Raw genomic sequence first — 26,208 nt, 5'->3', positions numbered from 1 at the left:
CGATCACGCGCCGGCCGCGAAGGAGAGAACAACGCTGATGCGTACCACTCGTGTCCTTAGCAGCACGGTAGCCGCCGGCCTGTTGGCCGTGGCCCTGGGCGGCACGGCCGCCGCAGCCGAAGGTCTCGGCCCGCAGAGCAAGACCCTCAAGGCGCCGGCGACCGGCACCAGTGTTGGGTCCGACGAGGACCAGGCGGCGCGGAGCGCCGACGGCGTGGGTCGCTGCCCCCGGCCCACGCACGACTGCGAGAGCGGGAAGCCGGACCACAAGCCGTCCGACAAGCCCGACCACAAGCCCACCGAGAAGCCCACCGAGAAGCCGGACCACAAGCCGTCCGGGAAGCCGGCCGAAAAGCCCGACCACAAGCCGGATCACCGGCCCGCCGGCAAGCCGGACCACAAGCCCGATCACAAGCCGAGCCCCGGGCCGATCGTGATCAACAACGTCACGAACAACACCGTGAACACGTCGAACGTGACGGTCAATGAAACGACCAACAACACGGTGAACATCAACAACAACCACACGACGAACATCGTGCACAACCACAAGCCCGAACACCCCAAGCACGAGCAGCCCAAGCACGTGCACCACAAGAACGACAAGACCACGCCGCACCACATCGCCAAGCCGGCGGCCCAGCACGGGACGCAGACGAAGACCATGCCGGTCGGCGCCGTCGCCGGTGGCTCGGGCGGGACCACCGAGTCCGACGCCGGTCTGCTCGCCCTGGGCGGCGCGCTGGCCGTCGCGGGTGCGGGCGCCGGTGCGTTCGCGCTGCGTCGGGGCAGCCTGCGTGGCTGACACGTCCTTCCTTCGTCGCGCCGGCCACCGCCTCCTGCTGGTGGTGGCCGTCGCGGCGGTGGTGTGCGGTGTCGTGCTCGGCGTGATCGGCTACCAGAACCGTCGCCCGCCCGCGACGGCCACGGCCGCGCCCAAGGCCGTTGCCACGGCGGCCCCTTCCCCGGCCGCCGGCGCACCGGCCGATGCCGCCGATCCCGCCCGTCCCGCCCGTCCCGCCGATCCGGCCGGCCCCGCGGCGGCGCCGGCACCGCCGGAGGGCCCGGTCCTGGCCCGTTCCGAGCCGGTCACGATCGACATCGCGGAGATCGGCGTGCACGCCCCCTTGACCTCGGTCGACCTCGACGCCGACGGTGCCGTGCAGGTGCCGCCCGCCGACAACGAGCGCCACGCCGGCTGGTACGACCAGGGACCCACTCCCGGCGAACTCGGACCGGCCGTACTGGTCGGCCACCTCGACTCGGCCGCCGGCCCCGCCGTCTTCTACGAGGTCGGCACCCTGCGTCCGGGTGCCACCGTCGAGATCCGCCGAGCCGACCAGAGCACCGCGATCTTCACCGTCGACGCGGTGGAGCGCTTCACCAAGACCGACTTCCCGACCCAGCGGGTGTACGGCGACCTGAACCGCGCCGAGTTGCGGGTGATCACCTGCGGCGGCGAGTACGACGCCGACAAGGGCGGCTACCAGGACAACACCATCCTGTTCGCGCACCTGACGGGCTCGCGCTGACCCACCCTCGCGCGTGCCCATGCCCGGTCGTCGTCCGCGACGACCGGGCATGGGCATGTGGTGGCTCAGGCCACCCGGGTCGCGTCCGGTCGGGTGTCCGAGAGCGCGTGTGGTTGTGCCTCCGGTTGTGCGTCCGGGTACGGCAGGCCGAGGTTGTCGCGCAGCGTCGTACCGGTGTAGTCGGTGCGCAGCGAACCACGTTCCTGGAGCAGCGGCACGACCTTGTCGACGAACTCGTCGAGGCCGGTGGGGGTCAGGTGCGAACCGAGGATGAACCCGTCGGAGCCGTCCTGCTGGACGAACGTGTCGATCCGGTCCGCGACCTGCTCGGGAGTGCCGACGAACTCGGTGCGGCCGAAGACGTGGATCGCCAGGTCGCGCAGCGAGTACGAGTTGGCCTCCGCCAGTTGACGCCATTCGGCCACCCTGCGGTGCGCGTCCTCGGCGATCCGGGCCCGACCGCGGACCACCGGTGGGCCCTCGGGGTCGGGATCCACGTCCGGCAGCGGCCCGTCGGGGTCGTAGCCGGACAGGTCGCGGTTCCAGACCGTCTCCAGGAGGATCTGCGCGGTTCGTCCGCCGATCTGCCGCCGGGTGATGTCGCGGTGGCGTTCGATCGCGTCGGCCTCGCTCTCTCCCAGTACGAAGGACGCGTGCGGCAGCAGTTTGACCGCGTCGGCGGGCCGGCCGAGCCGGACGGCCCGGGCCCGGATGTCCCGGTAGAACTCCTGGGCCTCGTCGAGGCGGTGGTACGGGGAGAAGATCGCGTCGGCCCCGCCGGCGGCGAAGTCGCGACCCTGCGGCGAGACGCCGGCCTGGAGGATCACCGGCCTGCCCTGCGGGCCGCGCGGCGTGGTGAACCGGCCGGAGATGTCGAACTGCTTGCCCGCAAAGGCGAATTCACCGGCCTTGGCGTCGCGCAGGAACACCCCCGCCTCCCGGTCGGCGGCCACCGCGTCCGCCCCCCACGAGTCCCACAGTTCGCGGGCCGCGGCCAGGAACTCGCCGGCCCGGGTGTAGCGGTCGTCCCGGTGCAGGAAGCCGCCGCGGCGGAAGTTGGCGCCGGTGAAGGCGTCGAACGAGGTGACCACGTTCCACCCGGCCCGGCCGCCGGACAGGTGGTCGAGCGAACTCAACTGGCGGGCCAGCTCGTAGGGTTCGTTGAAGGTGGCGTTGATCGTGCCGATCAGGCCCAGGTGTTCGGTGACGGCGGCGAGCGCGGCGAGCACCGGCAGGGTGTCCGGGCGGCCGACGATGTCCTGGTCGAAGATCAGGCCGAGGCGTTCGCGCAGCGCCAGGCCCTCGGCGAGGAAGAAGAAGTCGAACCGGCCGCGCTCGGCGGTCTGCGCCAGGTGCCGGAAGGAGGCGAAGTCGATCTGGCTCCCGGCCCCGGGATCGGACCACAGGGTGTGGTGGTTCACCCCGCCCAGGTAGGCGCCGAGGATGATCTGCTTGTGCGGCTTGCTCATCGGGATGGGTTCCTTCGTACAAGTGGCGGAGCGGGTGGCGAGACGGTGGGGTGCGCCGGAGTCACGACGCGGCGGCGGCCGGCGCGGGCGCGGCGTAGCGGTTCGCGGGCCGCGGCAGGCCGAGGCGGGAGCGCAGGGAACCCGCGTCGTAGGAGGTACGGAAGACGCCGCGGCGCTGCAGTTCGGGCACCAACTCCTGGGTGATCGCCTGCAGATCGTGGGGCAGCGCGGCCGGGCGCAGGCGGTATCCGGTCAGCCCGGCGCGCTGCCAGTCCTGGAGCAGGTCCGCCAACTCGGCGGCGGTGCCGGTGAATACGAACGCGTCGCTCTGGTACTCCGCGCCGTCGAGGTCGTCGAGACGTGCCTTGCGCTCGCGCGCCGCCGCGGTGCTCTCGTCGAGGACGACGACCACGTCGCCGAAGACGTGTACGGTCTCCGACTCCCGTCCCGCGACCCGCTGTTCGGCTCGGATCTCGGTGACGATGGCCCGCGCGTGGTCGTGGTCGCGCGGGGTTACGTACACGACGTCGGCCGCGTCGGCGCCGAGCCGGTAGGGCACCGTGTCGTGGGCCAGCACGGTGACCAGCGGCTGCCCCTGCGGCGGGCGCGGCACGATCGACGGGCCGCGGACCCGGAACCTCGGCCCGACGAAGTCGATGTAGTGCAGCTTGTCGCGATCGATGAAGCGGCCGGTCGCCGCGTCGCGGATCTCCGCGTCGTCCTCCCAGCTGTCCCACAGTCGGCGCACCACCTCGATGAAGTCCCGCGCCTCGGCGAAGGTTTCCGCGACCGCGGCCACCGCCTCGGGCTGCCCGAGGTCCGCGAAGGTGAACGCCGGTTGTTCGCGCCGCCCGAAGTGGGCGTTGTCCACCGGCCGGGAGACCTGTGCCCGCCAGCCGGCCCGGCCCAGACTCACATAGTCGAGGGTGGCGATCGCCTTCGAGACGTGGAACGGCTCGGTGTGCGTGACGGTCGCCGTCGGGACCAGCCCGATGTGCCGGGTCGACGGCGCGACGCGGGCGGCGATCAACACCGCGTCCAGTCGACCGCGCACCTGGTCGGTCCGGTCGTCGATGCGGTCGTACGCGGTGGACTGGAGGCCGAGCGCGTCCTCGATGGTGACGAAGTCGAGCAGCCCGGCCTCCGCCTCCGCGACCAGGTCGGTCCAGTAGCGGGCGGTGAACAACTCGTCGGCGCGGGCGTCGGGTTCGCGCCAGGCGGCCGGATGCCAACCGGCGCCGTCGAGGGCCACGGCCAGGTGGAGGGGGGTCGCGGGGTTCGGTACGGATGACATGGGTTCGGTTCTCGCTTTCGACGGGCAGGGCGGGTGGCGGTGGTGAGGGTGGGTCCCGGCCGGGAAGACGCGCGCCATGATTCGGCCCGGGCGCGCGGCGGCGCCGGACAGCCCGCTGGGGCATGTCGAAGTTGCCTGCTACAGGCGGGAGTTCATGCGCGGAATCGGCCGACCACGAGCCCTGGCGCACGCGATGTCGCGCACGGAACGGGCGGTTTCGTGGAGCAGCCGGGTGGGCCCGGGTGGGTGGAGGGTGCTACCCGGTCAGTGACACAGGGAGCCGGCGGAGCGGCGCAGATCGATGAACAGGCGTCGGGTCAACCGCGCCCGGGGCGACATCGCGCCGGCGGCGGTGCGGGGGTACGCGGCAGGCGTGGCGCGGCGATTCGCCGTACTCATCCACCCGCTCATGCGATCGTTCCCCCGATATCGGTCGACGTCGCGACGCTAACGCAGCATGTCCGGTCTTGTCCATCGACCCGCTCGGCGCCGGCGTCGGGCGTCGTTTCGAACCGTGAACACCCTTTGACGGAGCGGGATCATGCTCGTAGCCTGCGAATCATGTCTCAGTCCCGATGGCCGGGCGGTGCCGCGTGAGCGATCTGCGGGTGTTGGACAACGCGGTCTACACGTCCCTGACCGGACCGCATGCCGGCCTTGCCGAGAGCAAGGGGCGGGTGCGGCGTTATCCCGTCGACGTATCGCCGTTCGCGGCGCTGCCGGACGATCCGGGCGCGGCGGATTGGGCGGATCTGGCCGCACTGGCCGGTCCCGGCGTGGTCGTACCACTGGCCGATGGGGAGACCCTGCGGCCGCCCGAGGACTGGGAGGTGGTGATGCGGCTGGCGGGCGTACAGCTCCTGGGCGACGTCGTGATGGGCATCCCCGACGACTCGCTGGTCCGACTCACCGCCGCCGATGTACCGGAGATGTCGGACCTGGTCGCCCGCACCGAGCCCGGGCCGTTCCTGCCCCGCACGATCGAACTGGGCACCTATCTCGGTGTCCGCCACGAGGGCGCGCTGATCGCGATGGCCGGGGAGCGCCTGCATCCGCCCGGCTGGACCGAACTCAGCGCGGTGTGCACCGATCCCGCGCACCGGGGGCGGGGGCTGGCGACGCGGTTGGTCCTGGCGCTGGTGGCCGGGATACGGGGTCGGGGCGAGACTCCGTTCCTGCATGCCTCGGCGGGGAATGCCAATGCGATACGGCTCTACGAGTCGCTGGGGTTCCGGCTGCGGCACACCCCGACCTTCCTGGCGGTACGGGTTCCGGCCGACGAGCCTGTTGCGGGAGTGAATGCGCGGTAGGTAGGCGGGGCGCCGGGTGGACGTGGGGCCGGCGGGCCGCGCGTGCGGCCCGCCGGGGTGTACGTACCGATCGTCGTGGGTCGGTGGGGCCGTGAGGTCCCGGAGTCCGCGAGAGCCCAGGCTCGTGAGGTCCCAGGGCCGTAGGGTCCGGGGCCCGCGAGGTTCGGCGGGGCCGTCAGCCCGGCGGGTCCTCTGCCGCCGTGGCGTCCTGGTCGGCGCGGTCGGCGGCTTTTTCCGCCTCGGCCACCGTCGAGGCCATGTCCGAGGGCGCGTCGGCGGGCGTGACCTGGCTGCCGGCCGGTTTCGACCCGTTGTCGCCGCCGTCGGAGCCGCCGCACCCGGTCAGAGTGACACCGAGGGCGAGCGCCGCCACGACGAGTCCGCCGATCCGGCGGCGCACGCTGCTCACTTGCCCGCGGCGGACGGCTGCGTGTCGCACCACGTCTTGACGTTCGCCAGGTCGGCCTTGCGCTGCTTGAGTTCCGGCAACAGACGCTGACGCGTCGTCAACTTGTCGTTCAGGTAGGTCTTCACGGCCGGGCGGTTGAGCTTGTCCGCCTCGGCGATGCGCGCCTGCAGGTGTGCGATGGACCCCTTGACGGTCGCGTCGCCGCCGAGCCGCTCGATCGCCTTGGTCAGGCGCGTGTCAATGGTCGGAACCCGCTTGCAGATGCCCGGCTTGTGCTTGTCGCCGGCCGGCATCGGGCCCGCCTGGGCGGCCGGTGCCGAGACCAGGGCGCCGACGGTGGTCAGGGCGGCGAGGGCGCCCAGAGTGGCGAGGCGCCGGGGCGCGCGGGTGCGCGAAGTGGTGGTACGGCGAGACATGGTGGATCTCCCGAGTTCACGGTTCACCGCCCCGCTGCGGGGTGGCGTGCCGCGAGAGTAGGTCGCCGATCTGTGGGGTTCTTGTGAGCCGTCTGTGCGGTTCTTGTGAAGCCGGACTCGGCCGGGGAATCGCCTGATCCCTCGGTCTCCGGGCCGCTTCGAGGCTCACTTCCTCCGGCCGCTTCGACGATCACTTCGCGGTGGCGACCGCCCCCGGTTCGCGGGTCAGCCAGTCGTGCCGGATCCCGTCGTCGCCGGCCGCGTCCGCCGCCGGGTGCCGCAGCGGGAGTACGACCTCGACGCGCGTACCGACGCCCTCGGGCGGGTCGGTGACCGTGACCCGGCCCCGGTGCAGCTCGACCTGCTGGGCGACCAGGGTCAGTCCCAGACCGGCTCCCGGGCTGTCCGGTCCGCGCCGGAACCGCTCGAACACCGCCGCGCGGCGGTCGACCGGAATCCCCGGGCCGGCGTCGTCCACCCGGATCCGGGCGCCGTCGGGTACCGCCTCGACGGCGACCCGGATCGGGGTCGGCCCGTGCGGGCCGCGCCCGTGCACGAGTGCGTTGCCGATCAGGTTGTCCACGACCAGGCGCAGTCCCGGACGCAGGCCGTCGACCCGGACCTCGCCGGAGCCGACCACCTCGACCTCCGCGCCGGGCTGTCGGAGCCGCGCGTCGTGGGCCGCCTCGTGGGCGAGTTCGACCAGGTCGACCTGTTCGAAGGGTTGCGCGTCGGCCAGGTCGCCCTGGGCGAGTGCGCGCAGCGAGGCGAGCAGGGACAGGATCCGCTCGTGGCCGGCGGTCAGGTCGGCCAGTACCTCGACGCGCTCGTGCGCCGCCAGGTCGGGGTAGGCCGCGAGCACGTCGAGATCGGTACGCATCCCGGTGAGCGGCCCACGCAGTTCGTGGTCTACGGTCGCGGCGAACGCGCGCGCCGTGTCCAGGGCGTCCCGGGTTCGCGCGGTCTGTACGTCGTAGCGCCCGAGCACGTCCGCGAGGGTGCGACCGAGTTCGTCTACTTCGGCCACCCCCGATGGGACGTGTACGTCGGGCCGCTCCCGGTCGTCCGGTTCGATCGCCGCCGCCCGTCGACGCAGCGCCCGCAACGAGCGGGTGGTCGTACCGGCGACGACCAGGCCGGCGAGGGCGGAGATCGGTACGGCGAACAGCGCGACCACGAACACCCGGCGGTGCAGCAGCGCGGTACGGGCCTCGGTCTCCGCCGTCGGCTGGAACACCCGCAGCGTCGCGGGCGCCCCGGAACGCGTAGCGCCCAGCGGCCGGGTGATCACGCGCCACGCCTTGCCGCCGGAGCGCACGGTGACCGGCCCGGACCGCCGATTCTCCGGCAGCGCCACCGCGGGCGGCGGTTGCGGCCCGGCGGCGACCGGCCCACCGGGTAGTTCGACGCGAACCCCGACGTCGAGCGCCCCGTCGAACAGCCTGGTCTCCCGGGCCCGCACGGCATTCTCCCGATCGTTCTCGACGGCACGCAGCAGCGCCCGCGCATCCGGAGCAAGCCGGTCGGCGCGCTGCCGCAACGTGACGTCCTGACGGTGAGTCACATCAGCGGTGACCCACCGCACGACCAGACTCCCGGCCGCGATCACGAGGAGGGGCACCAGGACGCCGACGGCAAGCGCGATCCGGGTGGACAACCGCATCGACAGTTGCCGGCGCCGGGGCAGGGAGGGCGCGCCCGAGGGACGGCGGTCGGCCTCGGTGGACCCACCAGCGGGGGTGGTCGGGGTGACCCCGCCCGCCATGCTCACCGCTTCCGCCGCCTTCACCGCCGGCCGTCCGACACCCGGAGCACGAAGCCCACCCCGCGCACGGTGTGCAACAGGCGCGGCCTGCCACCGGCCTCCAGCTTGCGGCGCAGGTAGCTCACGAAGGTGTCGACCACATCGGTCCGCACCTCGAAGTCGTAGCCCCACACCCGGGCCAGCAGCTGATCCCGAGTCAGAACCAGCCCGGCGTTGCGCACGAACACGTCGAGCACCGCGAACTCGCGAGCGGTCAGGCTCACCGGCTCACCGTCGTAGGTGGCCAGATACGCGGCACCGTCCAGGGTCAGCGGCCCCGCCCGCAGCACCCGATCCCCGGCCGGGGCCGGCGGTCGACGGCGCAGCAGCGCACGCAGCCTGAGTTCGAGTTCACGCAGGTCGAAGGGCTTGACCAGGTAGTCGTCCGCACCCGATTCCAGCCCGGTGATCCGATCGACGGTCTCGTCCCGAGCGGACAACATCAGCACCGGGGTATCCACCCCGCGCTCACGCAACGCGGCACACACCTCGATCCCGGTAAGCCCGGGCATGGCCACGTCCAACACGATCGCCTGCGGCGCCGCCTGCCCCCCGGCCCCCTCCCCGGTCCCGACCGCAGCCAGGGCCGCCGCCCCATCCGAGGCCAACTGCACCCGATAGCCGGCCAACCGCAGCCCCCGCTCAAGGGCGCGCCGAATGGCAGGATCATCATCCACAACCAACACCCGAGCCGCCCCCACGGCCCCCTCCCCCTCAACCACCCGCCATCACCCCAAACTCACCGGCCCTCCCAAAGCTGGTCGGACTCTACGCCGGGAGTATCCCCCGCCCACGCGGCTCCGGGGACGGGGGTGGCGGAGGGTCGAGCGAAGTGAGAGCCCGCCGGGGCCTGGCCGAGGGGGCGGGACGTTCCCGGCGGGCGGTGCGCTCGGGGTGGCGGGTGGCTGGTGCGGGGTTGGTCCGAGTCGGTGGTGGCCCGCCGCCGCCGGCGGCGGCGTGCCGGGCTCCGGGACGGCGGCTTCCGGCGAGATGGGCGTCTTGCTCGGCGAAAACCGGCCGACAGCAGGGCGGGGCGGGGCGGATGGTCGGGTCGATTCCGCCGGGGCAACTTCCCGAGGGGGTCGAGCGCTTTCGGCGAGCGTTGCGCTTGTGGTGCAGGCCGGCCGGTGCGGGGCTGGTCGGAGTCGGAGGCGGGCCGCCGCCGGCGTGCGGGGCTCCGAGACCTGGGGGCCCGGCGAGACGGCCGCATTGCTCGGCGAAAACCGACCTGCAGCGGCGGGCAGGGTGGCGGTCGGGTCGGGTCCTCCGGAGGGCCTTGCCGAGTGGGTCGGGCGGTCCCAGCGGGCGTTGCGCCTTGGGTTGCGCGGGCTGTGCGGGGCTTGGCTGAGTCGGTGGTGGGCCGCCGCCGGCGTGCGGGGTTCCGAGACCTGGGGGTCCCGACGAGGCGGGCGTTTTGCTCGGCGGAAAACCGGCCGGCAATGGGGCCGCCTCGCCGGAAGCCGTCGCCTCGAAGCCCTGCACCGGCCACCCGCATCCCAACCGGCAACGCGCCGGCCTCGGTTCGGTCAGCCGATTGGGGCGTCTCCTGGGAGGCCGGCGTCGATGGCGACGTTGCCTGGGGCCAGGCGGCAGACCACCCACTTGCCGTTTTCTCGGCGCAGGTCGACCCAGTAGGGCGACGGCGAATGGTCGGCGCCGGTGATCGAGACGTTCACCGTGGCCAGGTCGTCCTCCCTGGTGGAATTGACGAACGAGAACGTGAAGTCGGCGCCCTCGCCCGCCACCACCCGGCGGGTGTCCTCCTCGCGCGCGCCGTTGCAGGCGCCGTGAAATGCGGTGGCCGGTCGGCCTGCGGCGACCGCGTGGAGGTAGTCGCGCGTGGTGTCGTGCCACGGGCGGTCGAAGTCGGCCCCCGACACCGAGCAGGAGATCATCACGACGGCTGCCACAGCCGGTGTGGTGCCGCGCACGGCCCGCGACACCACCGTTCGCCACCAGGCGCAACGCCCCACGTTTCCCCCGCTCATCGCCACGATCGCTGGATCGTAGCGCGAACTCCCGTGAGAACAACCGGGCTTCACGTCGGCAATCGCACGGGCTTTGATCGACGCAGCGACGCGCGGTCTTTCACTGTCCGATTCGCGCTTCGGATAGGTGTGTTGGGCTCGAATACTTCGGGTTTCTCGGACAGCGCGAACGACACGTCTCCCTCTCCGCTTCCGTCTCCGTCTCCGTTTCCATCGGCGACCACGCCGAGACCGCCCACCCCCAAAAAGCTGATGATTGCCGAATCCCGGTCATCGGTGATGAAGCCGACTAACGTCGAATTCGGTATATCCGAGCGCATCTGCCGTCGGGCGACCCGGTGGCGGCGCATGAGTGGAGGGTGAAGGTGGCGGTGATGAGTCACGAGAGCGCGGTCGCGGCTGCCGAGGCGGCGCGGCGGTATTACGGCACGGGTGACGTCGACGGTTTCTATCGGGCCGTGTGGGGCGGCGAGGACATCCATACCGGCGTGTACGCCCGCGCCGACGAATCCGTGGCGGTCGCGTCACGCCGTGCCGTCGAGCTCGCGGCGGATCGGGTCGCCGGGCGGCTCGGGCCGGAGCATACGGTGTTGGACCTGGGCTCGGGGTACGGCGGGCCGGCTCGCTACCTGGCCGGGCGGTTCGGGTGTCGGGTCGTTGCGCTCAACATCAGTCCGACGCAGAACGCCCGGCATCGCGACACCAACGTCGAGGCCGGTCTCGACGGGCTGATCGAGGTCGTCACCGGGTCGTTCCAGGACATCCCGTATCCGGCGGGGCAATTCGACGTGGTGTGGTCGCAGGAGGCGTTCTGCCACAGCGGCGATCGGCGGCAACTCCTGGCCGAGGCCGCTCGTGTGCTGGCCCCGGAGGGGGACCTGGTCTTCACCGACCTGATGGCCGCCGACGGCACCCCGCCCGAGGCGCTGCGCTCTGTGCTGGCCCGGCTCGAGGTGGCCGAGTTCGCCACGCCGTCGTTCTACCTGCGCGAGATCGCCGCGCTGGGCCTGACCCATATCGACTTCGACGACCGCAGCGAGCAGGCGCTCACCCACTACCTGCGCCTGACCGAGGAGACCCGCCGGCGCGCCGACGAACTCCGCGACGTGATCGACCCGACCTACCTGGCCACCCTCCAGGAGAACCTGCCGTTGTGGGTCGACGCGTGCCGCAGCGGCCGGATGAGCTGGGGCATCTTCCACTGCCGCCGCGCCGCCTGAGATCCCGGCAACGTCGCACACCCCGTCGTTGCCGAAGGTGGGAAGACTTCTCAGGCACCCGTCAAAGCGCGCCGACGGGGCCGCTTCAGGCCTCTAACCTGGGCGAATGGACACGCTCGAATACCGGATCACCCCTCGGCGACGGGAGTGGATCGCCGCTGCCGTCGCAGCCGGCGTCGGGATCGCCGCGGCGCTGTGGGTGACCGTGGACCCGGGGTGGGCGCACTTCCTGCGCCGCTCGGTCGCCGGTGACGTCAGCCGCTGGTACATCCCGATCTGGATGGGCCTGGTGGTGCTCGTACTCGTCCCGCCCCTCATGGTGCGCGGCGTGGTGGCACGCACCCGGCTCACTCCCGAGGGCATCACCGACCGCGGCCTCTTCCGTACCCGGTTCGTTCCCTGGGCAGAGGTCACCGACCTCTCGATCCGGGCCATTGCCCCGAATTACCTCACCCGCCGCATCCGGGTCCGCCGCCGGCACGGCCGCCCCGTGTATCTGTCCGGCGTCCAGGACCGGGTGGCGGCGGACGGCCTGGCCGGCCCCTGCGCGGCCATGGTCGGCTACTGGCGCGAAGCCCTCGACCCGCACCCGGCGGCCCACCACCGCTGACCGGCACCGGGGCGGGGCCGGGCCGGACGGGCCGGGGGGCCGAACAGGCCCGAACAGGCCCGAACAAAGCAACGCGGTCGGCAAAGCGGACGAACGCCCCGGCGCGGTTGTCGGATTCGAAACTCGCTTATACGTTCCTGAGATGCAGGACCGTGTGCCTGCCGGCCCCAGCGCGTTACCAGTCGGAAGTCAGGAGTGGCCGAGGATGGTTCAGGTGGATACGACGGTGCCGCATTCGGCACGGATGTACGACTACGTGCTCGGCGGCAAGGACAACTACCTCGCCGACCGGGAGGCCGCCGAGGAAGCCCTCAAGGTGTGGCCGGGGCTGTGGACGAGCATGCGGGTCAACCGGGCCGTGATGCGCCGCATGGCGCACTGGTTGACCGCCGAGGCCGGCATCCGCCAGTTCCTCGACATCGGCACCGGCATCCCCACCTCGCCGAACCTGCACGAGGTGGTGCAGGAGACCGCCCCGGAGTCCCGGGTGGTGTACGTCGACAACGACCCCATCGTGCTCGTGCACGCCCGCGCGCTGCTGAGCAGCGCCCCGGAGGGCCGCACCTCCTACGTCGAGGCCGACATGCGCAAGCCCGACACGCTGTTCTCGACCCCCGAGTTGTGCGACACCCTCGACCTGAGCCAACCGGTCGCGGTGACGGTCATCGCGATGTTGCAGTTCGTCGAGGACGCCGCCGGGCTGATCGAGAAGCTGACCGCGCCGCTGGCCCCCGGCAGCTACCTGGCCATCACCGCCGCGACGGCCGACCTGGCCAAGGGCTCGACCGCGCTGGCCGAGGTGTACAACCGCCGGGGCGTGCCGATGTATCTGCGCTCCCGGGAGGAGTTGACCGCCCTGTTCGCCGACCGGTGCGACCTCGTCGAGCCGGGTGTCGTGCCGATGCAGCACTGGCACCCCGTCGAGGGGGAGGAGCCGGTCGGCGTCGAGGACACCAACATGTTCGCGGGCGTGGGCCGGCTGCGCTGAGCCGACCGCGAAGGCGAGCGGTGCTACCCCTTGGCCTGCTGGATCCGGACCATGTTGCCCGAGGGGTCGCGGAACGCGGAGTCGCGCGGTCCCCACGGCTGGTCGATCGGCTCCTGCAGGACCTCGGCTCCGGACGCTCGGACCCGCTCGAAGGTCGCGTCGAGGTCGTCGGTGCTGAAGACGGTCATCGGCAGCATGCCCTTGACGAGCAGTTCCTGAAGGGCGTCTCCGTCGGCCTGGGAGCGGCCGGCGTGCGGCTCGGAGAGCACGATCTCGAGGTCGGGCTGCGTGGCGCTGCCGAGGGTGACCCAGCGGAAGTCGCCGGAGGCGACGTCGTTGCGCAGTTCGAGGCCGAGCGCGTCGCGGTAGAAGCCGAGCGACTCGTCGACGTCGTTGACGGTGATGTGGCAGTACTGGAGTGCGATCTTCATGCGCCCAACGCTAGCCGGCGTCGTCGGGACCCGCTTCTCGAATCCTGCTCGGGCCGCCCCGGGCCGGCCGGGTCCGCACCTTGGCCACGCACGCGGGCATGGCCGCCACCGCCGGGTGTTCCCGGCCACGGTAGGCACTCGGGGTCTCGCCGACGATCTCGGTGAACCGTGAGCTGAAGGAGCCGAGCGAGGTACAGCCGACGGCCATGCACGCCTCGGTCACCGTCATCCCGCCGCGCAGCAGCGCCATCGCCCGCTCTATCCGGCGGGTCATGAGGTAGCTGTACGGGGTCTCGCCGTAGGCGGCCCGGAACCGCCGGGAGAAGTGCGCCGGCGACATGAGCGCCCGACGGGCCATCGTCGGCACGTCGAGCGGTCGCGCGTAGTCCCGGTCGATCAGGTCCCGCGCACGCCGCAGGTGGGCCAGATCGGCCAGCTCTTCCGGAGTCATGCCGCCCACGCTACCGCCGGTTGCCGACATACCCGACGACCTGCGCGAACGGGACCGTGAACGGGGCCGCGAACAACACCCGGAGGACGCCGCCGAGGCGGAGCACACCCGCCTCGGCGAAGGCGACCCCGAGCGCGAGCGCAAGCGCAAGCGCAAGCGCGAAAGCGAAGGAGCCGGCGCCGGCGACCCGCTCAGCCGAACATCACGCTGTGCGGAATCGGCTCCCCGAAGTCCGCCGACTCGCCCGGTGCCAGCACGCTCAGCGGCTCCTCGCAGCCCCGGTCCGCGAACAGGCGGGCGCCTGCGTCAGTGCCGTTCTCCGCCTGCACCGCGCCCTGGAGCAGGAGCCGGCACTCCCCGTTCGCCGGGTTCTCGATCGTCAACGCACCCGAGTCCGGGGAGACGTAGGTGAACGTGCCCGTGGCGGCGTACGCGCCGCTCGTGGACATCGCGGTACAGAGCACGAGCGCCGCACCGGTGGTCGCGGCCATCCGGCCCAACCGCTTCAGCGAGTACATACGGATCTCCGAATCGGGGTGGTCGTCACGGGACCCGGGAGGGCCGGGTCCCGTGACCGGTCTACCTCCCCACCACGCAGCAACCGACCGGTTCGTCCGGATGAGGGCGTGTCTCGCGCGTCGGCGTGCGTTCACGCGTGGCGCGGTGGCATCGGGACCAGGCGGTGTTCCACCGGGAGCGGGCCGAGGGCGTCGAGCATGGTGGCGAACTTGACGCTGGTCTCCGCGAGTTCGGCCTCCGGGTCGGATTCGGGCAGGATGCCCGCGCCCGCCCACAGCCGGATGCCGTAGCGGCCGACCACCGCGCAGCGCAGCGCGATGATCCAGCGGCCGTCGCCGTGCCGGTCCATCCAGCCGACGAGGCCGCTGTAGTAGCCGCGCGGGTGGGTCTCCAGGCGGTCGATCAGGGTCCGGGCCGCCGCGCGGGGCAGTCCGCACACCGCCGGGGTCGGGTGCAGCAGCGCCGCGAGCGCCAGCGCGCTGGGCACCGGTGGGCGCAATCTGGCCTGGATCCGGGTGGACAGGTGCCACACCCGTGCGGTGGCCACCACGCCCGGCCGGTCGGGGATGTCGAGCCTGGTGCACAGCGGGGTCAGCACCCTGCGCAACTCGTCCACCAGCAGGGCGTGTTCGCGCCGCTCCCTGGCCGAGCCGAGCAGCTCGGCGGCCCGGGCCCGGTCCAGTGCGGGATCGGGGTGTCGCGGTGCGCTGCCGCCCATCGGGTTGAGCAGGAGTCGGTCGCCGTGTCGGGACAAAAGCAGTTCCGGCGAGGCGCCCACCAGGGTGCGCCGGGGCCCGCGCACGCCGGGGCGGTGGGCGTCGGGTCCGGGCGCGCACGGGTCGAGGTCGAGCCGGAAGACGTGTCCGCCCGGGTTGTTGCGGTACAGCCGATCCAGCGTCACCGTGGGGTCGAATCGGCCCGCCAGGGTCAGGCTGCGGGCCAGCACCACCTTGCGCGCGTCGCCGGCCCGCAGCCGCCGCACCACCTCGGCGACCGCGGTCAGGTAGGCGGGGTCGGTGGCCGACGGTCCGGCCGGCCGGGGCGGGGCCGTTCCGCAGGTCGCGACGGTGGTGCGGGCCGTGCTGTACATGCGACCGACGGCCAGCACGGCGGGGGTGTTCTCGTCGAAGGGGAGCGCGCCGACCACACACCGGCCGGGCCCGGCATGCCGCAGGGCCCGCTCGGCGCTCTGCGCGACGCGGACGAACTGGCCCGGGCCGGGCCGGACCCGCAGCGGCGGCCCGGGGTGGGCGCGCAGCAGGTGTCGGGAGGTGGCGAGCAGGAAGCGGGCCGGGCCGAGGGGCATCGTCGACTCCTGTTCCGCGCGACGCCGACCGGCCGTGTACGGGCGGCGCCGCCGCCGACGTGGCAGCTGTACGGGATGTCGTGGCGGGCGGGGTCGACGACGGGAACGGCCCGCGCGGCTCACCGCCGTCCCGCCAGTGCAACATCCGGCCACGGGTCGGCGGCAGGGCGCGCGGGGGTGGTGTGCTCGCGTCCCGAAGCACGGCGGCCCATCCTGCGCGCCGGACGGAATCGGCCGTGCCCTACCCCGCCCCCGACCGGTACGGACGGGGGCGCCTCGCGGGGCGTTCCGCCTTGCCCCGCAGGTGGATTCGCGCGTTCCGTACCGGACCGCCGACCCGGCCCGTTCGCCCGGATGCCGCCTTCCGGTCACCGACTCCCGCGGCGCGCAAGGGAGTTCCCCGCGCGCCGGGATGCTCCGGTGCGCCGGTGGCCGGCACTGGAACCCGCCCTCGGCGGCGCACATCGTGGAAGGGCCATCCGGACGACCGGCAAGGGAGAGCCGTGATCCACATCGGCGACACCGGCCCCGTACACCGTCGCGTGACCCGTGTCGTGGTGTTGGGCGAGTATCGGGCGGATCGCCTCGTCGGGCCGCTGCGCCGGGCCCCGGATCGGCCCGCGCCGGCGTAGTCCTGGTCGTCCCCCGCCACGCCCCGGCCCGGGCCGCGGCCGACTCCAAACCCTTCCGGCGCGGGCCCTGTCCATCCGCCCAGGCCCGAGCGTGACCCAACTCGCCGCCGGGATCCGCGCCTTGGCCACGGGCAGCGGGACCGTACCGACCCTCCCGCGAGTTCGACCGCGCCGGGCGCCCGGAATGCCGGAGTGCCGACGACCCGCGTCGAGTGCGCGTCCGCGGTGCGTTCACGGCTTGCGGGCCACCGCCCCGTAGCAGGAGACGAGCGCGGGTTCGGCGGACGGCTCGGCGGTGGGGTGCCATCGGGACACCGGGACCACGCCGGGCGCCTCCACATCCCAGCCGTCCAGAAGTTCGGCCACCTCGGCGCGGCTGCGCGGGCGTACGGTGATGCCCGCGTCGGCGTAGGCGCGGACCAGGCCGGCCCAGCCTTTCGGGTCGTAGTCGCCGGTCACGTGCGCGATCACCAGCCGACTGCCCGAGGGCAGCCGCCGGGTCAGCCGGCGCAGCAGGTCGAGCGGGTCCTGGTGGTCGGCGACGAAGTGCAGGATCGCCACGAGCAACATCGCGACCGGCTCGTCGAAGTCCACCGAGCGCACGAACTCCGGGTGCTCGAGGATCGTTTCGGGTCGGCGCGGGTCGGCGTTGAGGTAGGCGGTGCGGCCCCGGGGCCCGCTGGTGAGCAGGGCTTGGGCGTGCGCGAGCACGATGGGGTCGTTGTCCACGTAGAGCACCCGGGCCTGGGCGCGCACGGCCTGGGCCGCATCGTGCGTGTTGCGGCCGGCGACCGGGATGCCGCTGCCCACGTCCACGAACTGCCGGATGCCGGACCGGGCCAGGTGCTCGACCGCGCGCAGCAGGAACCCGCGGTTCTCCTCGGCGGTGATCCGCAGAGTGGGAAAGGCCGCGAGCGCCGCCTCGGCCGCCTCGCGGTCGGGGTCGAAGTTGGTTCTGCCGCCCAGGTAGTAGTCGTACATCCGGGCCGGGTGGGCTCGTTCGATGCCGATCTCCAAGGGCCTGTCCGTGCCGCGTCCGGGCTCGTCCGCCACCGTCGTCTCCCCCTGGTTGCCGACCGGATCCTCCGCGCGGTACCGGTCGTCGTCCGCCCGATCATCGCGAACCGGCCCCATCCGCGGGGCACATCGGGGAACTACCCGAAATCGGGGGGACATCACCGCGCGTCAGTCCGGGTCCGGGAGCTCCGGCAGGCCCAGGGTGCGGGCGATCGTCTCCTTCGCGTGGCGCACGTTCGAGCGCACGGTGGCGGCGGTCATGCCCAGGAGGCGACCGGCCGTCTCGTCGGAGTACTCCAGCACGTAGCGCAGCGTCATCGCCTCGAACTGCCGGTCCGGCAGCCGGGCGATGGCCCGGAACAGGCCGATGGGCCCTTCCAGTTCGGCGAGTTGGTCGCGGGACAGGTGCAGGACGCGGCGGGCGGCTGTCGCGGTGTCCGGGTCGTCCTCGCTCAACCCCTGCATCAGCAGCGCGATCGCGTCGCGCCGGAGTTCGCGCACGGTCTTCTCCCGGATGCCCAGCAGCCGGGCGGCGTCCTGGTTGCTCTGTCCGAGGACCCGGGTGAGCAGGAAGACCTCGTGGTGGTCTCGGGGCAGTTCGTGCACGGCGGTGAACAGCGCGATGCGGTGTTCGAGGGTGTCGAATACCTTCGGCGGCAGGCGCAGCGCCTCGAAGGCGGTCGGGTCGAAGGCGGCGGTGGACACGAACGCCGAGGTTTTGCCGCTGCGTTGCATGTGGCGGACGATGTGCCGGCGCAACATGCGCCAGGCGAGCGGTTCGACGGGTCCCGACGCGCGCTCCCATACCGTGGCCAGTTCGATCAGGCTTTGTTCGACGACTTCCGCGGCCGGCTCGCGCGCGCCCAGTTCCAGGTGTGCGACCCGTAACCACAGGGTGGCGTGCCTGCGGTGGAACCGGACGAAATCGGGCGGCAGTTGGCCTTCGGCGGATCGTTCCCCCGGGTTCGTCACGACCCGTCCTTCCTGTTGCGCGGTGGGGTCCGGCGGGGAACTCCCGTCCCCGGCCCGGGGAGGGGCATCCGCGAGCCGGGTTCGAGGACCCGCAGAGGGTGGTTCTGCGTCTCCACGCGGAGACCTCTCTGTTGGCTCCCCGGCCCGTGTGGGTCGGGGCGTCGATGCGGGGCGCGGCGCGCTCCCAGGCACAGCAAACCCTGTGGAGAGCCCGGGTGTGCAAGATGAAGGCTAACTGCACGTAAGTACGTATTCGCTGTCCGTTGATCGAACGGGCCCGGTTTTGACATGTTTACGATCATTTATCCGGGATCGACGAGCCCCGTCGCACGGTGACCGCGCCGCGGTCGCGAGTCGATCCCGGCGGTCGGGGGACCCGGCGAACCCGGTTGCGCCGGGCGGGTACCGAGTGTGCCGCATTCGGGGGCCGCGGTCCGCCGTTCCGCGCGGCGAACCCCCCGGATGGGACAAAATACTTCCCGTGCACTTGCACAGACGGCCTCCGCGTCCGCTTGGCTGTGTGTCAAGTCCCCTCGAGCGCATCCCGAAGTCCTGTCGATGTCCGCATCGACGACCTTGCGGATCCGGTCTCGACACGCGCCCCGAACAGGCAAGGACACCCGTGAGCGACCATCGGCGCCCAGACCGTCCCCCTCCGACCCGCCCATGAGCCCCACCGACGCCGCGATCGGCGGCGAACCCCGCACGCTGCCCGTGTCGTTCCACGGCTACCGTCAGGCACACGCGGGGACCTGGCTCGACTACGCGCGCGTGCACCTCGACGACCCGGACCGGGCCCGGACCCTCGTCGCCCGAGCGCTCCTCGACCTCGCCCGCACGTGGGCGCACGCGCTGCGCCGCCCCAACGTGCACGCGTACGCCTGGGCCCTGTTCCGGCGACATCTGGACGAGTACGGCCCGCACCCGGCGCGGATCGCCGTCGCGGCGTCGCCGCACATCCCGTCGCTCCCGGGGCGGCAATACGACGTACTGATCCTGCGCACCCGACTGCGCTGCTCCGCGGAGCAGGTCGCGGACCTGCTCGGTACGACCGCCGACGGCGTGCGCTGCGATCTGCGGTGGGCGCTGCGCCGATCGGCCACCCATCCGGGCACGACCGACCCCAGCGAGGACATCCCGTGAGCACTCACCCCGACCGTCGCGAACACCGGCCGACCATCGACGAGATGCTGGGCGCGGAAGGCGTCCTCGCGCACGAATACGACGACTACGACCACGCCCAGGCGGAACGGGCCATCGCCGCCGCCCTGTTCGGCGCGTCGACCCCGGCCGAGGCCGGTACGGACACCGACGCCGAGTCCGGCCCCCGGGCCGTCCGCGAGCGCGCCGCCCACGAACTCGCCCTGGCCGCGGCCGTCGTGCTCAACGCCGACCAGGCCACCGACGCGCTCCAGCGCTTGTCCACGCTGCACGAGGGCGGACCGGACGGCGCGCTGGTGTTCGCCTCGCTGCTGTATCTGGCCCACCACGGGGACGGCGCCCGCTTTTGGTGGCAGGTCGCGGCCGGCTGCGGCAACCGCACCGCCGCACACTGCCTGTACCTCCTGCACCGCAGCCACGGCCAGACCCGCGACGCCGTGCACTGGCGCCGCCGGGCCGAGCGCATGAGCGCACCCGACGCGCCGTGCGAAGTGCCGTGCGCCGCCCGCCCGCTGCTCACCGATCCCGTACGGCACGCGTTGATCGCCGCCAGTCATCGCGGCGCCGATCCTCGGCTGCCGCCGGCCGTCGAGCGGGTCATCCACGGCCTTCCGGTGGACGCGGCCGCGCCCGACTTCGGCGAGGTACCCGTGCCCGACCCCACCCTCTCGCGCGAACTCGCCGTCGCCACCGCCCGGGGGACCCCCCGACGCTGACCCCGGCCCGGGGCGCGCCGCCGCTCGGCGCGGTGGCGCCGCTCAGCGCGGTGGCGCCGACAGGGGGCGGGTGCCCAGGGTGCGGAACAACTCCTTCGTCATGGCCCGGTTGATCGCCGGGTCACGGCCCTCGACATAGGGGATGCGGGGCGTGTACCCGGTCGCCGCGAACAGCGCAAGCGCACGGATGTTGCGCGCGCCGGTCTCCACCACCAGGCGCCGCGCCCCCGCCTCGGCGGCGGTGTGCTCCAGGGTGGCCAGCAGGCGGCGACCACAGCCCCGGCCCCGATGTTCGGGCACCACATACAGCCGCTTGATCTCCGCCGTGCGACTGGGCAGGGTGCGCCAGCCGCCGCATCCGATCGGCTCGGTGCCGGCGTAGGCCACCACCAACAGGCCCTCGGGCGGCTCCAGATCGCGCGGTTCGGTGGTGTCGGGGTGGTCGGCGAAGCCGTAGAGCGCGACCTGCTGGGCGTAGAGCGCGTGCAGCAGACGCTGGGTGTCGGGATGCGTGTAGGGACGCGGCACGAGGCGTATGTCGCCCGGACCGCTCGGGGCGTCGGCGCCGAACGGCCCGTGGTGGCCCGGAGCGGCCCCCAGGACGGCCCCGCCCTTGGCGCGGTGCGCGAAACCGATCAACGACCTGCTCCTCTCCCGCCGACTCGCGAACCAGTGCTGCGGGACATTCTCCGGCATGTCCCCACGCGACGGACAGTGGTCGAGCCGAACATGCTGCAACCGAGACTTCGGCGATCCGCACAAGGCCCCGGCGCCGCAGGCCGGACCGGCCCCGAAACGGGGCGGTATCCCTCCCGGGTGACGAAGACCACGATCCGCCACGGACCGGCGAGCGCCCACACGAAGGGTCAGCGCAGCTTCGGGGAGCCGTTCGGCAGGGGGACGATGTGGGGCGCCGTCGTGGTCAGTTGGTGGCAGGTCTCGCGGTATTCGCCGGGCGGCCGGGAGTCGCGGACGATGCCGGCACCGGCCTGTAGCCACGTGGTGTCGTCCCGGGTGTGGATCATCCGCAGGGCCAGCGTCGCGTCCAACTCCCCGGCCCGGCCGGCCCGGATCACGGCGCCGCCGTAGAGACCGCGCGGGCCCGGCTCGTGGGCGTCGATCACCGCGTAGGCCGCCGCCCTGGGGACGCCGGTCGCGGCGAGGCCGGGAGTCGTCGCGACGAGGGCGTCCCAGGCGCTGTGCGGCTGTGCCAGTCGGCCCGACAGGCGCGAGCCGATGTGGTGCACGTTGCCCCGCTCCCGGACCGCCATGAACTCGTCCACGCCGACACTGTCCGGCTCGCACAGGGCACGCAGTTCGGCCTCGGCGGCACGGACCGACAGTTCGTGCTCGTGCACCTCCTTGGCGTCCCGCAACAGCGCGCCGCGCCGTCGGGCGTCGAAGGCGGGGTCGCCGTCGCGCGGACACGTGCCCGCGAGCGGTCGCACGGTCACGGTCCGATCGCCGGCAACCTCCACCACGATCTCCGGGCTGAACCCGACGGCCCGAAGTCCCGGCAGATCCAGCAGGAACGACCGGGCCGGCGTATTCGCCCGGCGCCCCCGCAGGTAGGTGGCCGGAAAGTCGACGGCACAGGGCACCGCCACCCGCCGGGACAACACCACCTTGTCCGCCTCGCCCGCCCGGATCCGCCCCACCGTCGCCGCCACGGCCGCCGTGAACGGCGCGGGATCGTCGTCCTCGACGTCGACCGGCCGACTCGGCGCGGCCGTCGCCCGATCGCCGTCGAGCACGATCCGCGTCACCCGCCGCAACTCCTCGATGTCGCACGCCCACACGGTCAGCGCCGTCTCGTCCACCCCCACCTCGATCCGAGGCACCGTCAGCCGCCCGAGCAGATCCGCGCCCACCGGCAACCCGGCCACGGCCCGCCCGAGTTCGAAGCCCACCCACCCGTACAGCCGCCAGTCCTCGATCGGCAGCCCGCCCAGCACCGCCTCGATCGCCCGCGCCGGCGACCCCTCCCACGGCACACGAGTACATCGCCCCTCACTCGTGCCGACCACGGCGTCGGCATGCACGGCCACCTCCGCGACGGCGCCGCCGGCGAACCACCACCGCCCCTCCCCCTCGTATACGACCGACTCTTCGAACCCCCCGGCCTCGGCCAACCGCACCACGACGTCGAGCGGATCGAACTCCCCCTCGTGGCGCACCCACAGTCGGCGCGGGTCGGTCGCGGCGGCAGCGGCGGGCGCGGCAGCAGCGGCGGAGTCGATGGTCATGGGATGCACCGTCCTCGGATACTGCGGCCGGCCCGGGCCTCGACGCGTCGCGCGCGGCGCCCACCCGACCGCACGGATAGAGCAATATCCACTTAGGTTAGCCTTACCTAACAAGAGACGCCAAGGCAATATCCAGGCGTCCCGCCGACGCTCGACAACCCCTCCAGACAAACCAACTCGGCTGCATGCCACGCGAGTTGGGTAACCCGTCCATGCGGCACCCACTCGCCCGCGCACACCGATCGGCCCGCAAGCCCACACCGCGACTCACCCGTTGGGATGGTTTCTTCGGCCTCCCGCGCCGCATCGACGATCGCCATACCGGACAAACCGATACGTTGCCGAAGTCCGCCCTCCCGACCCCGTGCGTCGTATACCAGGAGGCTCCGTGCAAAGCATCGACCCGGCCGACAAAGGCCGTTCGTCCCGTTCGGGACTCACCAGGCGCCGGTTCGTAATCGCCGCCGGCGGTGTCGCGGTGGGTGGCGCGCTGATCGGCGACGCGATCGGGCCCGGCGCCCGGCCCGCCCACGATCCGTTCGCGGAGGTCGCCGCCGGCCGCGACTCGTTGTCCTTCACCGCCGCCACCAACGGCGCCGCGACGCTCGATCCCGTCGGCGGCGGCCTGGTCGCCGAGGTGCAGAGCGTGTTGTGGGCGATCCCGCCCGACGGTGGCCCGGCCCGTGCGCTGACCGCCCCCGAACTGGAGCCCGGCCGCCCGGTGTTCGCCCCCGACGGCCGACTCCTGGCCTTCTCGGCGTGTCGGGACGGCCGGTTCCACGTCTGGACGATGCGCCCCGACGGCGGCGGACTTCGGCAACTCACCGACGGCCCGTGGGACGACCGCGCGCCCGCCTGGTCCCCGGACGGCACCAGGCTGGTGTTCGCGTCCGAACGCGACGGCGACCCGATCACGGGCAGCCCCTACCGCCTCTGGGTCCTCGACGTGCGCGGCGGCGCGCTCACCCGGATCACCGGACTGCCCGGTCAGGACGGCCCGTTCCAGGACGGCCCGTGGGAGGACTTCGATCCGACCTGGGCCCCCGACGGCACCCGGATCCTGTTCGTCCGGGCCGCCGCGGGCGGCACGTCCCCGGACGCCCGCACCGTCGCCTCGGTGCCCCCCGACGGCACCGGCCCGGTGACCGTCGAGCACACCGAGACCACGCCCGGCACACAGATCATGACCCCGGCGCTGTCCGCCTCCGGGCGGTTGGCGTATCTGCGCACGATGGGCGGGTCCGACAGCGAACGGCCCGACGGGGAGTGCTCCCTGATCGTCGACGGCGCGCGGGTCCCGATCGATGGCGACGTGCTGCCGGTGCCGCCGCGCTGGAGTGCGGGCGGCGAGCTGCTGCTCAACGTGGACGGACGGTTCCGGCTGCTCCGCCCCGAGGACCCCACGACGGCCGTCGAGTTCGCGTTCGACGCCACCCTGCCGCTCGACCGGCCGCGATACCGCGCCAAACACCGCGAGTTCGACACGGACCGGGTGCGGCCGGTGCGCGGCATCCATCTGCCGGCGCTGTCCCCCGACGGCCGCGAGGTCGTCTTCGCGGCGCTGAACTCCCTCTGGATCGCGCCGACTTCAGGTGGCGGAGTGCCGCGCCGGGTGTTCTCCACCGCGCCCACACGCTACGTCATGGCGCCGACCTGGACCGGCGACGGCCGGGGCCTGGTGTTCGCCGACGACCGCGACGGCCTCTACGCGGTACGCCGCCTCGACCTGGCGTCCGGCACCGAAACGGTCCTGGCGGCCGGCGGGCGCACACACCCGGCCCTGTCCCCCGACGGACGCCGGCTCGTCAGCCTCGACATGTCCGGCAACCTGGTCCTGACCGACCTGGCCGGCGGCACCGAACGGGTCCTCGCGCCGCCGCTGTCGGGCAGCGGACTGCCGGGGCGGCCGAGTTGGTCGCCGGACGGCCGCCGCGTGGCGCTGTGCGATCGCAACCGGCTCAACCGGCGCTTCCGTGAGGGCTACAACCTCATCCGGGTGATCGACATCGACGCGCCCGCCGGCGACGCGCACGAGGCACCCGGCGCGAGCCGGCTGTACGCGGTCGCCCCGCACGCCTCGATCGCCGACCGCTACGACTCGGGGCCGGTCTGGTCCCCCGACGGGCGCTCGATGGCGGTGATCGTCGAATCCGCCCTGTGGCTGCTGCCCGTTCGCGCCGACGGCGCTCCGGACGGGGAGGCGCGACAGCTGACCACCGAGACCGCCGACCATCCGTCCTGGTCCGCCGACGGCGGCCGACTGCTCTACCTGACCGCCGGGCGGCTGCGCCTGTTCGACGTGGCCGCCGGCACCGCCCGCACCGTCCGGGTGCCGCTGGACCACCGCCACCCCACCCCGGCCGACCTCGTCGTCCACGCCGGACGCCTGTGGGACGGCACCGGCGAGCGCACCCGGGACGACGTCGACATCCTCGTCCACCGCGGCCGGATCACCGCGATCGAACCGCATCGCCCCGGCCGCCCGTCCGCCGCCCCACCCCTCGACGCGTCCGCGCGCACCGTGCTCCCCGGCCTGTGGGACGCGCACACCCACCCGTGGCAGTACACCTTCGGCGGCCGGCAGACCGCCACCCAACTCGCCTACGGCATCACCACCGCCGTTTCGCTCGGCGGCTTCGCCTACGAACAGGCCCGGCTCAAGGAGGCGATCAACGCCGGCGAACTGGCCGGCCCCCGCCTGCTGAGCACCGGCGAACTCCTCGACGGGGCACGGGTGGCGTACAGCATGGGCCGCAGCCACCGCACGCCGGCCGGGCTCACCCGGTCGCTGGCCCGCGCCGCCGCGCTCGACTGGGACTTCGTGAAGACGTACGTGCGCGCCCCCACGTGGCTGATGGCCGAGGCGGCGCGGTACGCCCACGACGAGTTGGGCGTACCCGCCGGAAGTCACCTATGTTCGCCCGGAATCGAGGTGGGCCAGGACCTGACGACCCATCTGAACGCGACCCAGCGCATCGAGTTCGGCCGCGCCGTCTCCGCGACGGGCCACTCGTACCAGGACGTGCACGAGATCTACACCACCGGCGACTTCGCCATGATCGCCACGCCGTTCACCGCACTGCCCCTGATCGGCGCCGACCCGGCCCTGGCCGCGGACGACCGGGTCACCGTGCTGATGCCACCCTGGCACACCGCGCTGGTTCGCCAACTCGCCGGCCGCCCACCCACACCCGCCCAACTGGCCGCGCTGGGCACCGAGATGGACACCTACCGTCGCATCCTGAGCGCCGGCGGCCGGGTCGCCCTGGGCACCGACGCGCCCCTGGTCCCGGTGGGCCTGCACCTGCACCTGGGACTGCGCGCGCTGCATGCGCACGGCCTGTCCCCCGCCCAGGCACTGCGCACCGCCACCGTGCTGCCGGCCCGACTCTTCGCCGTGGACCGCGACCTGGGCACGCTGGAGACGGGCAGACTGGCCGACCTGACCATCGTGGACGGCGATCCGTTCACCGACTTCGACACCCTGGTCCGCACCGTCTCGGCGGTACGCGGCGGCACCCCCTTCCACCGGGACGACCTGGTCCGCTCCTTCCCGGCGCCCGCCGCCTCCGCGCCCGCCGCCGGCCAGGCCCGGGTGACGCCGCCCGGAGCAGGCCACCACGCCCGCCCCGAACCCGAGCCCGCCGACGGCTGGTTGGCCATCGCCCTGGAGTTGCAGCGGGACGGCTGTTGCGGCTGACACCACCGAACCGCCGG

General features: G+C 72.9%; 26 protein-coding genes. 10 read left to right on the top strand and 16 right to left on the bottom strand.

What is annotated here, in order from left to right:
- Positions 1-37: 37 nt before the first annotated feature.
- Together ACWGR4_RS41375 and ACWGR4_RS41370 are read left to right on the top strand one after the other, a co-directional pair.
- Positions 38-805, top strand: coding sequence for a hypothetical protein (locus ACWGR4_RS41375; RefSeq protein WP_380009288.1), 768 nt, complete (start codon positions 38-40; stop codon positions 803-805).
- Positions 798-1,532: a class F sortase gene (locus ACWGR4_RS41370; protein ID WP_452129101.1), complete on the top strand. Its 735-nt coding sequence runs from the start codon at positions 798-800 to the stop codon at positions 1,530-1,532. Before ACWGR4_RS41375 ends, ACWGR4_RS41370 begins: the two co-directional genes overlap by 8 nt.
- A gap of 65 nt (positions 1,533-1,597) precedes the next feature.
- On the opposite strand, the gene ACWGR4_RS41365 is transcribed toward ACWGR4_RS41370, so the two are convergent.
- From ACWGR4_RS41365 to ACWGR4_RS41355, 3 genes are all read right to left on the bottom strand, one after another.
- Positions 1,598-3,001 (bottom strand): NtaA/DmoA family FMN-dependent monooxygenase, encoded by a 1,404-nt coding sequence (locus ACWGR4_RS41365; RefSeq protein ID WP_380009294.1) that lies wholly within the window; start codon positions 2,999-3,001, stop codon positions 1,598-1,600.
- A 61-nt stretch (positions 3,002-3,062) separates the two neighbouring features.
- Positions 3,063-4,295, bottom strand: coding sequence for an LLM class flavin-dependent oxidoreductase (locus ACWGR4_RS41360; RefSeq protein WP_452129102.1), 1,233 nt, complete (start codon positions 4,293-4,295; stop codon positions 3,063-3,065).
- Positions 4,296-4,559: 264 nt separating this feature from the next.
- A complete protein-coding gene (locus ACWGR4_RS41355) occupies positions 4,560-4,694 on the bottom strand; it encodes a hypothetical protein (protein WP_268812566.1) in 135 nt (44 codons plus the stop codon).
- Positions 4,695-4,888: 194 nt separating this feature from the next.
- Between ACWGR4_RS41355 and ACWGR4_RS41350 the strand changes: the two genes are divergently transcribed.
- A complete protein-coding gene (locus tag ACWGR4_RS41350; protein WP_380009300.1) occupies positions 4,889-5,605 on the top strand; it encodes a GNAT family N-acetyltransferase in 717 nt (238 codons plus the stop codon).
- 175 nt (positions 5,606-5,780) lie between these two features.
- Here the strand turns inward: ACWGR4_RS41350 and ACWGR4_RS41345 are convergent, their stop codons facing one another.
- From ACWGR4_RS41345 to ACWGR4_RS41325, 5 genes are all read right to left on the bottom strand, one after another.
- Positions 5,781-6,014 carry a hypothetical protein gene (locus ACWGR4_RS41345; RefSeq protein WP_380009303.1) on the bottom strand — a complete coding sequence of 78 codons (234 nt, stop codon included), beginning with the start codon at positions 6,012-6,014 and terminating at the stop codon, positions 5,781-5,783.
- Positions 6,011-6,430 (bottom strand): hypothetical protein, encoded by a 420-nt coding sequence (locus ACWGR4_RS41340; protein ID WP_380009306.1) that lies wholly within the window; start codon positions 6,428-6,430, stop codon positions 6,011-6,013. The genes ACWGR4_RS41345 and ACWGR4_RS41340 overlap by 4 nt, the downstream gene beginning before the upstream one ends.
- A 190-nt stretch (positions 6,431-6,620) precedes the next feature.
- Complete coding sequence (locus tag ACWGR4_RS41335) at positions 6,621-8,195, bottom strand: sensor histidine kinase (protein ID WP_452129149.1); 1,575 nt, start codon at positions 8,193-8,195, stop codon at positions 6,621-6,623.
- Positions 8,196-8,215: 20 nt separating this feature from the next.
- A complete protein-coding gene (locus ACWGR4_RS41330) occupies positions 8,216-8,911 on the bottom strand; it encodes a response regulator transcription factor (protein ID WP_452129103.1) in 696 nt (231 codons plus the stop codon).
- 849 nt (positions 8,912-9,760) lie between these two features.
- Positions 9,761-10,144, bottom strand: coding sequence for a hypothetical protein (locus tag ACWGR4_RS41325; RefSeq protein WP_380009315.1), 384 nt, complete (start codon positions 10,142-10,144; stop codon positions 9,761-9,763).
- Between the two features lie 452 nt (positions 10,145-10,596).
- Between ACWGR4_RS41325 and ACWGR4_RS41320 the strand changes: the two genes are divergently transcribed.
- The 3 genes from ACWGR4_RS41320 to ACWGR4_RS41310 all read left to right on the top strand — a co-directional run bounded on the left by ACWGR4_RS41320 (position 10,597) and on the right by ACWGR4_RS41310 (position 13,040).
- Positions 10,597-11,442, top strand: coding sequence for an SAM-dependent methyltransferase (locus tag ACWGR4_RS41320; RefSeq protein WP_452129104.1), 846 nt, complete (start codon positions 10,597-10,599; stop codon positions 11,440-11,442).
- Between the two features lie 106 nt (positions 11,443-11,548).
- Positions 11,549-12,052 (top strand): PH domain-containing protein, encoded by a 504-nt coding sequence (locus ACWGR4_RS41315; RefSeq protein ID WP_452129105.1) that lies wholly within the window; start codon positions 11,549-11,551, stop codon positions 12,050-12,052.
- Between the two features lie 205 nt (positions 12,053-12,257).
- The gene (locus ACWGR4_RS41310) at positions 12,258-13,040 is read left to right on the top strand and encodes an SAM-dependent methyltransferase (protein WP_380009327.1); all 783 of its coding nucleotides are present in this window, start codon (positions 12,258-12,260) and stop codon (positions 13,038-13,040) included.
- 23 nt (positions 13,041-13,063) lie between these two features.
- On the opposite strand, the gene ACWGR4_RS41305 is transcribed toward ACWGR4_RS41310, so the two are convergent.
- The 4 genes from ACWGR4_RS41305 to ACWGR4_RS41290 all read right to left on the bottom strand — a co-directional run bounded on the left by ACWGR4_RS41305 (position 13,064) and on the right by ACWGR4_RS41290 (position 15,747).
- Positions 13,064-13,471, bottom strand: coding sequence for a VOC family protein (locus tag ACWGR4_RS41305; RefSeq protein ID WP_380009330.1), 408 nt, complete (start codon positions 13,469-13,471; stop codon positions 13,064-13,066).
- 10 nt (positions 13,472-13,481) lie between these two features.
- Positions 13,482-13,922, bottom strand: coding sequence for a helix-turn-helix transcriptional regulator (locus ACWGR4_RS41300; protein ID WP_380009333.1), 441 nt, complete (start codon positions 13,920-13,922; stop codon positions 13,482-13,484).
- A 191-nt stretch (positions 13,923-14,113) separates the two neighbouring features.
- A complete protein-coding gene (locus tag ACWGR4_RS41295) occupies positions 14,114-14,440 on the bottom strand; it encodes a hypothetical protein (protein ID WP_452129106.1) in 327 nt (108 codons plus the stop codon).
- A gap of 131 nt (positions 14,441-14,571) precedes the next feature.
- Entirely contained in the window at positions 14,572-15,747 is a 1,176-nt protein-coding gene (locus ACWGR4_RS41290; RefSeq protein ID WP_380009339.1) for an isochorismate synthase, read from the bottom strand.
- Between the two features lie 503 nt (positions 15,748-16,250).
- Here ACWGR4_RS41290 and ACWGR4_RS41285 point away from each other — a divergent pair.
- Complete coding sequence (locus tag ACWGR4_RS41285; protein ID WP_452129107.1) at positions 16,251-16,379, top strand: hypothetical protein; 129 nt, start codon at positions 16,251-16,253, stop codon at positions 16,377-16,379.
- 231 nt (positions 16,380-16,610) lie between these two features.
- Here ACWGR4_RS41285 and ACWGR4_RS41280 read toward each other — a convergent pair whose 3' ends face one another.
- Together ACWGR4_RS41280 and ACWGR4_RS41275 are read right to left on the bottom strand one after the other, a co-directional pair.
- Complete coding sequence (locus ACWGR4_RS41280) at positions 16,611-17,513, bottom strand: SAM-dependent methyltransferase (RefSeq protein ID WP_452129108.1); 903 nt, start codon at positions 17,511-17,513, stop codon at positions 16,611-16,613.
- 51 nt (positions 17,514-17,564) lie between these two features.
- Positions 17,565-18,368: an RNA polymerase sigma factor gene (locus ACWGR4_RS41275; protein WP_452129109.1), complete on the bottom strand. Its 804-nt coding sequence runs from the start codon at positions 18,366-18,368 to the stop codon at positions 17,565-17,567.
- Positions 18,369-19,034: 666 nt separating this feature from the next.
- Here ACWGR4_RS41275 and ACWGR4_RS41270 point away from each other — a divergent pair.
- Together ACWGR4_RS41270 and ACWGR4_RS41265 are read left to right on the top strand one after the other, a co-directional pair.
- On the top strand, positions 19,035-19,511 hold the full coding sequence (locus ACWGR4_RS41270) for a hypothetical protein (protein WP_452129110.1): 477 nt from the start codon (positions 19,035-19,037) through the stop codon (positions 19,509-19,511).
- On the top strand, positions 19,508-20,245 hold the full coding sequence (locus ACWGR4_RS41265; RefSeq protein WP_452129111.1) for a hypothetical protein: 738 nt from the start codon (positions 19,508-19,510) through the stop codon (positions 20,243-20,245). Before ACWGR4_RS41270 ends, ACWGR4_RS41265 begins: the two co-directional genes overlap by 4 nt.
- 42 nt (positions 20,246-20,287) lie before the next feature.
- Here ACWGR4_RS41265 and ACWGR4_RS41260 read toward each other — a convergent pair whose 3' ends face one another.
- Both ACWGR4_RS41260 and ACWGR4_RS41255 read right to left on the bottom strand, forming a co-directional pair.
- The gene (locus ACWGR4_RS41260) at positions 20,288-20,941 is read right to left on the bottom strand and encodes a GNAT family N-acetyltransferase (protein ID WP_380009354.1); all 654 of its coding nucleotides are present in this window, start codon (positions 20,939-20,941) and stop codon (positions 20,288-20,290) included.
- A gap of 170 nt (positions 20,942-21,111) precedes the next feature.
- Positions 21,112-22,491 carry a salicylate synthase gene (locus ACWGR4_RS41255; protein WP_452129112.1) on the bottom strand — a complete coding sequence of 460 codons (1,380 nt, stop codon included), beginning with the start codon at positions 22,489-22,491 and terminating at the stop codon, positions 21,112-21,114.
- A gap of 388 nt (positions 22,492-22,879) precedes the next feature.
- Between ACWGR4_RS41255 and ACWGR4_RS41250 the strand changes: the two genes are divergently transcribed.
- Positions 22,880-26,191 (top strand): amidohydrolase family protein, encoded by a 3,312-nt coding sequence (locus ACWGR4_RS41250; RefSeq protein WP_452129113.1) that lies wholly within the window; start codon positions 22,880-22,882, stop codon positions 26,189-26,191.
- Positions 26,192-26,208 lie beyond the last annotated feature (17 nt).

The sequence above is a fragment of the Embleya sp. NPDC055664 genome (assembly GCF_053618075.1).
The sequence above is the reverse complement of the archived record's forward strand: the minus strand, read 5'-3'. Positions and strand labels throughout refer to the sequence as shown.

What these genes read in the sequence shown, in the direction of transcription:
- ACWGR4_RS41375 (WP_380009288.1), top strand. Translation starts at nt 38, where the DNA reads ATGCGTACCACTCGTGTCCTTAGCAGCACGGTAGCCGCCGGCCTGTTG.
- ACWGR4_RS41365 (WP_380009294.1), bottom strand. Translation starts at nt 3,001, where the DNA reads ATGAGCAAGCCGCACAAGCAGATCATCCTCGGCGCCTACCTGGGCGGG.
- ACWGR4_RS41360 (WP_452129102.1), bottom strand. Translation starts at nt 4,295, where the DNA reads ATGTCATCCGTACCGAACCCCGCGACCCCCCTCCACCTGGCCGTGGCC.
- ACWGR4_RS41355 (WP_268812566.1), bottom strand. Translation starts at nt 4,694, where the DNA reads ATGAGTACGGCGAATCGCCGCGCCACGCCTGCCGCGTACCCCCGCACC.
- ACWGR4_RS41340 (WP_380009306.1), bottom strand. Translation starts at nt 6,430, where the DNA reads ATGTCTCGCCGTACCACCACTTCGCGCACCCGCGCGCCCCGGCGCCTC.
- ACWGR4_RS41335 (WP_452129149.1), bottom strand. Translation starts at nt 8,195, where the DNA reads ATGGCGGGCGGGGTCACCCCGACCACCCCCGCTGGTGGGTCCACCGAG.
- ACWGR4_RS41320 (WP_452129104.1), top strand. Translation starts at nt 10,597, where the DNA reads ATGAGTCACGAGAGCGCGGTCGCGGCTGCCGAGGCGGCGCGGCGGTAT.
- ACWGR4_RS41315 (WP_452129105.1), top strand. Translation starts at nt 11,549, where the DNA reads ATGGACACGCTCGAATACCGGATCACCCCTCGGCGACGGGAGTGGATC.
- ACWGR4_RS41310 (WP_380009327.1), top strand. Translation starts at nt 12,258, where the DNA reads ATGGTTCAGGTGGATACGACGGTGCCGCATTCGGCACGGATGTACGAC.
- ACWGR4_RS41305 (WP_380009330.1), bottom strand. Translation starts at nt 13,471, where the DNA reads ATGAAGATCGCACTCCAGTACTGCCACATCACCGTCAACGACGTCGAC.
- ACWGR4_RS41300 (WP_380009333.1), bottom strand. Translation starts at nt 13,922, where the DNA reads ATGACTCCGGAAGAGCTGGCCGATCTGGCCCACCTGCGGCGTGCGCGG.
- ACWGR4_RS41295 (WP_452129106.1), bottom strand. Translation starts at nt 14,440, where the DNA reads ATGTACTCGCTGAAGCGGTTGGGCCGGATGGCCGCGACCACCGGTGCG.
- ACWGR4_RS41290 (WP_380009339.1), bottom strand. Translation starts at nt 15,747, where the DNA reads ATGCCCCTCGGCCCGGCCCGCTTCCTGCTCGCCACCTCCCGACACCTG.
- ACWGR4_RS41280 (WP_452129108.1), bottom strand. Translation starts at nt 17,513, where the DNA reads ATGGGGCCGGTTCGCGATGATCGGGCGGACGACGACCGGTACCGCGCG.
- ACWGR4_RS41270 (WP_452129110.1), top strand. Translation starts at nt 19,035, where the DNA reads ATGAGCCCCACCGACGCCGCGATCGGCGGCGAACCCCGCACGCTGCCC.
- ACWGR4_RS41260 (WP_380009354.1), bottom strand. Translation starts at nt 20,941, where the DNA reads ATGCCGGAGAATGTCCCGCAGCACTGGTTCGCGAGTCGGCGGGAGAGG.
- ACWGR4_RS41255 (WP_452129112.1), bottom strand. Translation starts at nt 22,491, where the DNA reads ATGACCATCGACTCCGCCGCTGCTGCCGCGCCCGCCGCTGCCGCCGCG.